The sequence below is a fragment of the Pelovirga sp. genome, from assembly GCF_059864205.1.
Genome location: NZ_JCBCBS010000067.1, coordinates 24,182 through 32,536, shown reverse-complemented (window position 1 = coordinate 32,536; position 8,355 = coordinate 24,182). Strand labels below are relative to the sequence as shown.

Genomic DNA, 8,355 nt, shown 5'->3' with positions numbered 1-8,355 from the left:
TGATTACGATCTCGACAACATGAAGTATCTGATTGTCTGGGCCTGTGACCCCATGTCTTCCAACCGTCAGATCCCCAACGCCATCCGCAAGATGAACAAGGTCATGGAAAACGGCAAGGTTGCTGTTATTGATCCGCGCATGAATAACACCGCCGCCAAGGCGCATGAATGGATGCCGGTCAAACCTTCAACGGACGGCGCTGTCGCCTCCGCCCTGGCGCATTATATTCTGGTCAATGGTATGTGGAGCAAGGAGTTCGTCGGTGACTTCAAGGACGGCAAAAACCGCTTTGTCAAAGGTGCAACCGTCAATGAAGCCGACTTCGATGAGAAACTGACCCACGGTCTGGTCAAGTGGTGGAACCTGGCGCTGAAAGATTCAGATCCGGCATGGGCCGCCAAAGAAGCTGGTGTCGATCAGGCACAGATTGAGCGCATCGCCAAAGAATTTGCTCAGGCTGCTCCCCAGTGCGCCGTCTGGTTTGGCCCGAATATGCAGCCCCGCGGCACCTATGCCGCAATGACCATGCACGCCCTCAACGGCCTGGTTGGTGCTACCGATAGCGAAGGGGGACTCTGCACCGGCATGGGCGCTCCCTCCAGCAGCTATCCGAAGTACAACGATTTTCAGGATCCCGTTGCTGCCGCAGGTGCGAAAAACAAGAAAATCGATCAACGTGGCACCCTGACCTTGCCGGCTATGGCCAGATACAAGCCCGGCTCCGGTGTTGTTCTCAATAACGTTGCCAACGCCATCCTGGCCGAAGACCCCTACGATATCAAGGTCGCCCTGTCCTACTTCCAGAATGTCAACTTCTCCGGCACCGAGGGCGCTCGTTGGGACAAGGCGATGACCAAGGTTCCCTTCTTTATCCACTGTGTGCCCATGTTCTCTGAGATGACCTATTTTGCTGACATCGTACTCCCTTCCGCTCTGCACCATTCTGAAGACTGGACCGTAGTACGCAGCAAAGCCAACCTTCACGGTCACATCTCCATCCAACAACCGGTCATCGATCGGATGTTTGATGTCAAAGGCATCGAAACAGAAGTCACCTGGCTGCTGGCGGAGAAACTCAACGCCAAGGGTTTCCCCAACATGCTCCAGTGGGTGAAATCCTATAAGGATCCGGAAACAGGCAAGGAACCGACAAACAGCATGGAGTTTGCCATCTATGCCACCAAGATCCGCAGTCAAAAAGCCTGGGATCCGGCCGAGAGCAAGGACTACAAGGGTGACCGCCCCAACGGCTGGGAAGATTTCCGCGCCAAGGGCGTGGTCAACTCGCCTAAATTCATCTTCCGCAAGAAATGGGCAGATGGTTTCAAAACTGAGACCAAGAAGTTTGAATTCTATAGCGAAACCCTGAAGAAGGGTCTGACCGCTCACGCTGAAAAACACAAGGTCAGCATCGACAAGGTCATGGAAGTCACCAACTATGAAGCTCGCGGCGAGTTGGCTTTTGTCCCCCATTATGAGTCGCCCAAGCGCAACGGTAGCAGGAGTGACTATCCATTCGACCTGATCGACATGAAGTCGCGCTTCAACCGTGAAGGTCGCAGTGCCAACAACACCTGGTATCATAGCTTCAAGCAGTGCGATCCGGGTGATGTCAATGAGCAGGATGTCATCCAGCTCAACCCGACTGACGCCGCCAGACTTGGCATCAAGGATGGTGATATGGTCAAGGTAACCTCAATAGTGGGCAGTCTGAAGGTCAAAGCCCGCCTGTGGGAGGGTGTCCGCCCCGGCGTCGTCGCCAAGTGCTATGGTCAGGGTCACCACGCCATGGGTCGCGTCGCTGCCAAGGATTTTGCCAAGGCCATTCCTCGCGGAGCTAACTTCAATGAGATCATGCCCGATGACTACGATCGTTTGAGCGGTGCTACCGCCCGTAACGGCGGTCACACTGGCCTCAAGATTGAAAAAGCCTGATCTGACGATACCCTTATACTTAAATAGGAGATAAATAGATGGCAAGATACGGAATGGTTATCGACCTGCACAAGTGCACCGGCTGCGGCGCCTGTGGCCTCGGGTGCAAAACCGAAAACAATACGGACGACCGTGCCGACGGTCAGACCCATAACTGGGCGGACTACAGGACCGTCGTTTCCGGGAAGTTCCCCAACGTCAAGTTCGAGATGCTACCGGTGCTCTGCAACCACTGTACCGACGCACCCTGCGTGAAAGCATGTCCGGTTACTCCCAAAGCAATGCACAAGAACGCCAAAGGGATGACGATTCACAATCAGGAGCGCTGTATCGGATGTCGTGCCTGTCAGTATGCCTGCCCCTACAGTCAGAATGACGTGGCACAAGGGTCCAATGACTACAGCGTTATCAGCTTCAATGATTTCGGTAAAACCATCCACGCGGCTTATCAAGATAAAACCGAAATCATCAAGGGCTGCACCACTTCCGGTGCGGAAATCGCAAAAAAAGCAGGGTTCACACCACCGCATGCCACGAATTACGGCCATCCTGACTATAAAAATATCAGAACTGCTGGCGTGGTGGAAAAATGTATCCTCTGCGACCATCGCATTGAAAACGGGATGAAGCCCTACTGTACCGATGTCTGTCCATCCAGTGCCCGCGTTGCCGGAGACCTCGACGATCCTCACAGCGATGCCGCCAAGTTGGTTAAACAGTATGGTGGACGTCGCCTGAAAAACAATAAGGGCGAATTTCTGGCCGCTAATGAAAACGGTGTCGGACCTAATATTTATTACATCCGCACCTATTCAGCGCGCAAGTAACTAATTTACCTGTAGAAAAAGCCGCAAACGAAGAGTGTTTCGTCTGCGGCTTTTTACTCAATCAATCCACTACCTCTAATTCGGGAGACATTTGTGACCGCTACTGCCCTCATGGATAAAATCGCTGCTACGGCTGATGCATTTCGTCTGCTTTCTGCCTGTTATTATGAGCCGGATAAAAACATGCTCCTCGAAGAAGGCCTGTTTATTCAGCTGCGTGAAGCCCTTGAGTTGTGCCTCCCCGACTCGGCTCATCTTGCCGATGCCCTGGCAACCTGCCTTGAAGCAGCGCCTGAGCAGGATCTACTGATCGATTACGCCAAACTTTTTGTCGGCCCGGATGAGCTGCTGGCACACCCTTATGGATCGGTCTACCTTGATGGGCCAAAAATCCTCATGGGAGACTCGACCATGGATGTCATCGTCCGTTACCGTGATGCCGAGTTTGCCATTACTGCTGATTTTAAGGAAGTTCCTGACCATATAACCGTTGAACTCGAATTCCTCTATTTGCTCTGCTACAATGAGTCCCTGGCTATGGTTGAACAACGTTCTGCGGAACAGGCCGAGTGGCAGCAGCGCCGTCAGACCTTTATCGATGATCACATCGGCCACTGGATTGATGACTTCTGTGGCAGACTGCGCAACAACACGCAATGCGACTATTACCGCCACCTTGCCGATCTGACCCAGCGCTTTATCAACGCACAAAAATCAGCGGCCTAGGTTGACAACATGATGCTGCAGAGCACCGCCTTTAAACTTCTCACCCCCCAGGACACCCTGCAGATCGAGCGTGGTCGCTGTCTGCGCCACCGATTGTCTTCTTCCAGTTGTCGCAACTGTTTTGCGGTCTGTACCACGGGCGCCATGAGCTGGTCGGAAACCGGCTTGCACTGGAATCAGGAAAAATGCAGCGGCTGCCTGCTCTGCGCCGGAGGATGCCCAACTGATGCGTTGACCAGCAATCAGCTGCACCCAAGCGCCCTGCTCCAACGTCTTGATGAAGTCGATAACCCTTTGCTGGCCTGCTCCTTTAACCCACAGACGCAGGGGCATGCGCGGGTTCCCTGTCTGGGGTTACTCGCTGATCCGCAGCTGCTACTGGTACTGCAACTGGCGCTGGGGAAGGAACTGCGTCTCAATGCGTCAGCCTGTGCAACCTGCGAAAACTGTCGCATTTTACCGGCACTACAGCAATCAGCTAAACAAGTTACTGAACTGGCACAGGGCTTACCCGGCGCTGTTAAAGTGATTGAGTCAGCACCAGAGCTTGATTACCGCGAAAAAAGTTGCTCACGCCGCGAGTTTTTTAACTTTCTCAATCGCCGTTCACGCCAGACCGGGTCGTCCCTGGTCAATCGGCTGCGTCTCAACACAACTTCCAGCAGTTACGGCAAAAAAAGCATACCCTTGACCCGTCAACTCCTGCTGCAACTCGGCAAGGTGTCTTCCGCCGTGCGGGAAATGACCGACACGAAGATTCTGCCGGAACTGACCTTTGTCGCCGATTGCCGTGGCTGCACCGCCTGCGTCGGCATTTGTCCAACCGGCGCGCTGTCGACCCCGGATATTCGTGGCAACAAACCGGAGGTCAATAAAGACCGTTGTACTGCCTGTTCTCTTTGTGTAGAATTCTGTCGTCAATCAGCAATCACTGTTGCCACGCCCTAGGGCGTGTTTTTTTGGACAGGCGTTATGCAAATTTCGCACAACCAACAAACTTCTGACCACAGCGACATTACCGGGGTGATCCTTGCCGGTGGCCACAGCCGCCGCATGGGCCGCGACAAGGCCACCCTCACCCTCACCGGGCGCACCCTGTTTGACCGTGCTCACGATGCCTTGTCCGGCATTTTCAAACGGGTCCTGATCGCCGGAGATCGACCTGATCTGGCTTCCGAGACAATCCCCTGTTTTACTGACAAATATCCCGGTAGCGCCCTGGGTGGTATCCATGGCGGTTTGTGCGCTGCCCGGACGCCCTGGATTTTTGTCATTCCATGCGACCTGGCCGCACCAGATCCATTCCTGATCCGCCATCTGCTGCCCTACCGGAATGGTTATGAAGCCGTCGTGCCGCGCACGACCAAGGGCTTTGAACCGGTTTTTGCCCTTTACCACAAAAGTTGTCTGCCGGTCATGGAACAGATGCTGCGTGCCGAGAATTACCGAATTTACGACTTTTATGACCGCATCCACATACGCCTTGTTGAATCCTGCGAGATGCCGATCGGATGGGAACGCTCAATGACCAATCTGAATTCTCCAGCGGATCTTGCTCTTCTGACGAGAGAGGTACAATGACGCCACCCGTTGTTTCTATCGTTGCCAAAAGCGGCACCGGCAAAACCACCCTGCTGGAAAAATTGATTGCCGAAATGAAAAGGCGCGGGTTTCGCGTCGGCGCGATCAAGCACGATGCCCACAGTTTCAGCATCGATCACCAGGGAAAAGACTCCTGGCGCCTGACCCAGGCCGGGGCTGACACCATGCTCATCACCTCACCGGCCAAAATTGCCATGGTCAAACAGCATGGCAATAGTGAGCCGAACCTTGATGACACTGTCGCTACCTATTGCCAGGATGTCGATATTGTTCTGACCGAGGGGTTTAAGCGCAGCAGCATGCCGAAAATCGAAGTTCATCGACGCGAGCGCAGCGCCACGCTGCTGTGTCGTGGTGAACAACATGATCCCAACCTGTTTGCTGTGGCATCGGATGAACACCTTGAGCTGGATGTGCCGGTGTTTGACATCAATGACACGACCGGGCTCTGCGATTTGATCGTCAAGAGGTTTCTGTCATGACCGATATCCGCATCCGTAGCAAGATCTGGCTTGAGATCAACGACCGACCCTTTCTCGGTGGTGGCCGTCTGCGCCTGCTGCGCGCTATTGCCGCCACGGGTTCGATCAATGCCGCCTCCCAGCAACTTGGCATCTCCTACCGCAAGGCCTGGAGTCAGGTGCAGGAGATGGAAAAACACGGCATCCCCATGGTCGAGCGTGAGAAGGGTGGAAGCGGCGGCGGACGCTCCGTCATCACCCCGCAGGCCAGGGAATTACTCAGTAAATTTGATGATGTGCAAGAAGGCCTGCACCAGGTAATCGATGAAAAATTTGATCAGGTTTTTAAAGCCTGAACAAGATAACACAGAAATTGATCAACAAGGAGAACAGCAGTGATTGATTACCAGCAAGCCATAAAAGCCATTGCTGACAACATCACCCCATTGTCACCGGTGCAAGTGCCACTGGCCGAAGGTTTGGGGTGCGTTCTGGCTGCAGATGTATATTCAAAGCTTGAGTTACCCCCCGCCGATAATTCAGCCATGGACGGCTATGCCTATGCCTTTTCCGGCAGCGTTGACGGCGGCCTGACCGAGGTCGGTTTTCTACCGGCCGGTGGTAGCTTTTCAGCAACGATTGAAGAAGGTGAAGCGATTCGCATCATGACCGGTGCGCCGCTGCCGGCAGACTGTGACACGGTCGTTCCGATGGAAGATACTGAACACCAGGGGAACAACCGGATTCGCCTGCGCAAGCAACTGCCATGCGGCACCAATGTTCGCTATCGCGGTGAAGAACTCAAGGCCGGTGAAAAAATTCTCTCCCAGGGCCAACAACTCGACCCGGCGGCTATTGGCATGCTGGCCTCGGCAGGCATTGCTGAAGTTACCATCTATCCGGCCCCATGCGTTGCAATTCTCTCCACCGGCGACGAGCTGGTCGAACTTGGTGAAACACCAGACAACGGTAAGATCATCAACTCCAATGCTCACCTGCTTGCTGCCTGTTTACGTCAGGACGGCTTTACTCCTGTTCTGCTTGGCATCGCCAAAGATCAACCGGGAGAACTTGAGGCCTGCCTGCGTCAAGGACTGGATGCTGACATGCTGATCACCACCGGTGGAGTTTCCGTTGGCGATCGCGATCTGGTCCAGCAAACCTTGAGTAATATTGGTTTTAAAACCATCTTCTGGCAGGTTGCCACCAAGCCCGGCAAACCAACCCTGTTCGGCATGATTGGCCGGCAGCCGGTTTTTGGCCTGCCGGGCAATCCGGGGGCATCCGCTGCTACCTATCAATTGTATGCCCGGCCGGCCCTGCGCATGCTAAGCGGCCATCGCCAACCTTTTTCTTCCAACCTCAAGGTCAAGCTGGCGACAGCAATTAAAGCCGGGGGCAAACGCCTGCATTTTCTCTGGGGTAATCTGAATATTGTCGCCGGCGAACTGCAGTTTCTGCCGTCTGAACGCCAGGGCTCGGGCCAGAACCGCAGTGCCATTGGGGCACAGGCACTGTTTCCCCTGCCCATCGACTCCCCTCCAATAGCAGCCGGAGAGATGGTCGAAGTAATTATGCTGCATCTGCCGCTTGGTCAAAAAACCTCTTAACTTGAATTAAAGGAGCACATCATGTTTGGTCTGGGAACACAGGAACTGCTGATTATTCTGGTACTGGTCATGGTTATTTTTGGTGCGGGCAAACTCCCCCAGGTTGGGGAAGCCCTGGGCAAGGGGATACGCAACTTTAAAAAAGGAGTGAGTGAGGCTCAGGAAATCGACCTTGCTGACCTAGGTGACAAGAAAAAATCCGAATCGCAAGCAGATCACCATGAAGGATAGCTTTGGACGTAACATCAGTTACTTGCGCCTGTCGATCACTGATCGCTGCAATCTGCGCTGCCTTTACTGTATGCCGACTGAGGGCATCGAGCACCGGCAACATGACGAAATCCTCCGTTATGATGAAATGCTGCGTATTGTTGCTGCTGCCACTACCCTGGGAATCCGCAAGGTGCGCGTCACCGGCGGTGAGCCCCTGGTCCGTAAAGGTGTGATCGGCTTCTTGCAACAGCTTGCCGCCCTGGAGGGGATTGAAGAAATTGCCCTGACAACCAACGGCATCCTGTTGGCCGACTATGCCCAGGCATTATGTGACACTGGTGTCAAACGACTTAATATCAGCCTCGATTCCCTTAACCCTTCTACCTTTAAGGAAATTACCCGGGGCGGTGATCTCAGTCGGGTCCTGGCCGGTATCGATAAAGCCGAACAAATCGGCATGAAAATCAAGCTTAATATGGTAGCCATGCGCGGGGTCAATGACCATGAGCTGCTCGATTTTGCCGCATTATCCACAGATCATCCCTGGTCGGTGCGCTTTATCGAATATATGCCGACAATTCGCGAACAACACTGGCAACAACGGATTATCAGCGGCGCGGATATTCTTGCGCTATTACATACGCATTACCAGTTGCAGCCTCTCACGACTGATCTTCTCTGTGGCCCGGCGCGCCCTTACCGGATTGCCGGTGCCGCCGGTACCATTGGCATCATTACCCCGATGAGCGAACATTTCTGTGGCTCCTGCAACCGCATCCGCGTGACCTCAACAGGACAGGCCAAAAGTTGCCTGATGTCGAATGAGGTGACCGATCTGCGCTCCCTCCTAGGTGTCCGTCAGCGTACCGCACTGATCGACACCTTGAAAAAGGTGATCTGTGGCAAGCCTGAACATCATCGATTGGGCACAGATCCCGATTCTACTACCCCATTTTCCATGGCCAGCATAGGAGGATAAA

10 protein-coding genes are annotated in these 8,355 nt (G+C 54.0%); all 10 read left to right on the top strand.

Annotation, left to right across the window (positions count from 1 at the left end; translation table 11 throughout):
* Positions 1 to 1,936, top strand: a 1,936-nt coding sequence (locus AC6F7T_RS03935) for a molybdopterin dinucleotide binding domain-containing protein (protein WP_500716680.1), incomplete at its 5' end; no start/stop codon positions are given.
* Between the two features lie 38 nt (positions 1,937 to 1,974).
* Complete coding sequence (locus AC6F7T_RS03930) at positions 1,975 to 2,763, top strand: 4Fe-4S dicluster domain-containing protein (protein WP_500716678.1); 789 nt, start codon at positions 1,975 to 1,977, stop codon at positions 2,761 to 2,763.
* 93 nt (positions 2,764 to 2,856) lie between these two features.
* Complete coding sequence (locus tag AC6F7T_RS03925; RefSeq protein WP_500716677.1) at positions 2,857 to 3,489, top strand: molecular chaperone TorD family protein; 633 nt, start codon at positions 2,857 to 2,859, stop codon at positions 3,487 to 3,489.
* Between the two features lie 9 nt (positions 3,490 to 3,498).
* Positions 3,499 to 4,437, top strand: coding sequence for a 4Fe-4S binding protein (locus tag AC6F7T_RS03920; protein ID WP_500716676.1), 939 nt, complete (start codon positions 3,499 to 3,501; stop codon positions 4,435 to 4,437).
* A gap of 24 nt (positions 4,438 to 4,461) precedes the next feature.
* A complete protein-coding gene (gene mobA, locus AC6F7T_RS03915) occupies positions 4,462 to 5,070 on the top strand; it encodes an NTP transferase domain-containing protein (protein WP_500716675.1) in 609 nt (202 codons plus the stop codon).
* Entirely contained in the window at positions 5,067 to 5,573 is a 507-nt protein-coding gene (gene mobB, locus AC6F7T_RS03910) for a molybdopterin-guanine dinucleotide biosynthesis protein B (RefSeq protein ID WP_500716674.1), read from the top strand. The genes mobA and mobB overlap by 4 nt, the downstream gene beginning before the upstream one ends.
* Entirely contained in the window at positions 5,570 to 5,908 is a 339-nt protein-coding gene (locus tag AC6F7T_RS03905; protein WP_500716673.1) for a LysR family transcriptional regulator, read from the top strand. The genes mobB and AC6F7T_RS03905 overlap by 4 nt, the downstream gene beginning before the upstream one ends.
* A gap of 39 nt (positions 5,909 to 5,947) precedes the next feature.
* Entirely contained in the window at positions 5,948 to 7,162 is a 1,215-nt protein-coding gene (locus AC6F7T_RS03900) for a molybdopterin-binding protein (RefSeq protein ID WP_500716672.1), read from the top strand.
* A 21-nt stretch (positions 7,163 to 7,183) separates the two neighbouring features.
* Positions 7,184 to 7,393 carry a twin-arginine translocase TatA/TatE family subunit gene (locus AC6F7T_RS03895; protein WP_500716671.1) on the top strand — a complete coding sequence of 70 codons (210 nt, stop codon included), beginning with the start codon at positions 7,184 to 7,186 and terminating at the stop codon, positions 7,391 to 7,393.
* Positions 7,377 to 8,354, top strand: a complete 978-nt coding sequence (gene moaA, locus AC6F7T_RS03890) for a GTP 3',8-cyclase MoaA (protein WP_500716682.1) — start codon at positions 7,377 to 7,379, stop codon at positions 8,352 to 8,354. The genes AC6F7T_RS03895 and moaA overlap by 17 nt, the downstream gene beginning before the upstream one ends.
* Position 8,355: the final 1 nt, after the last annotated feature.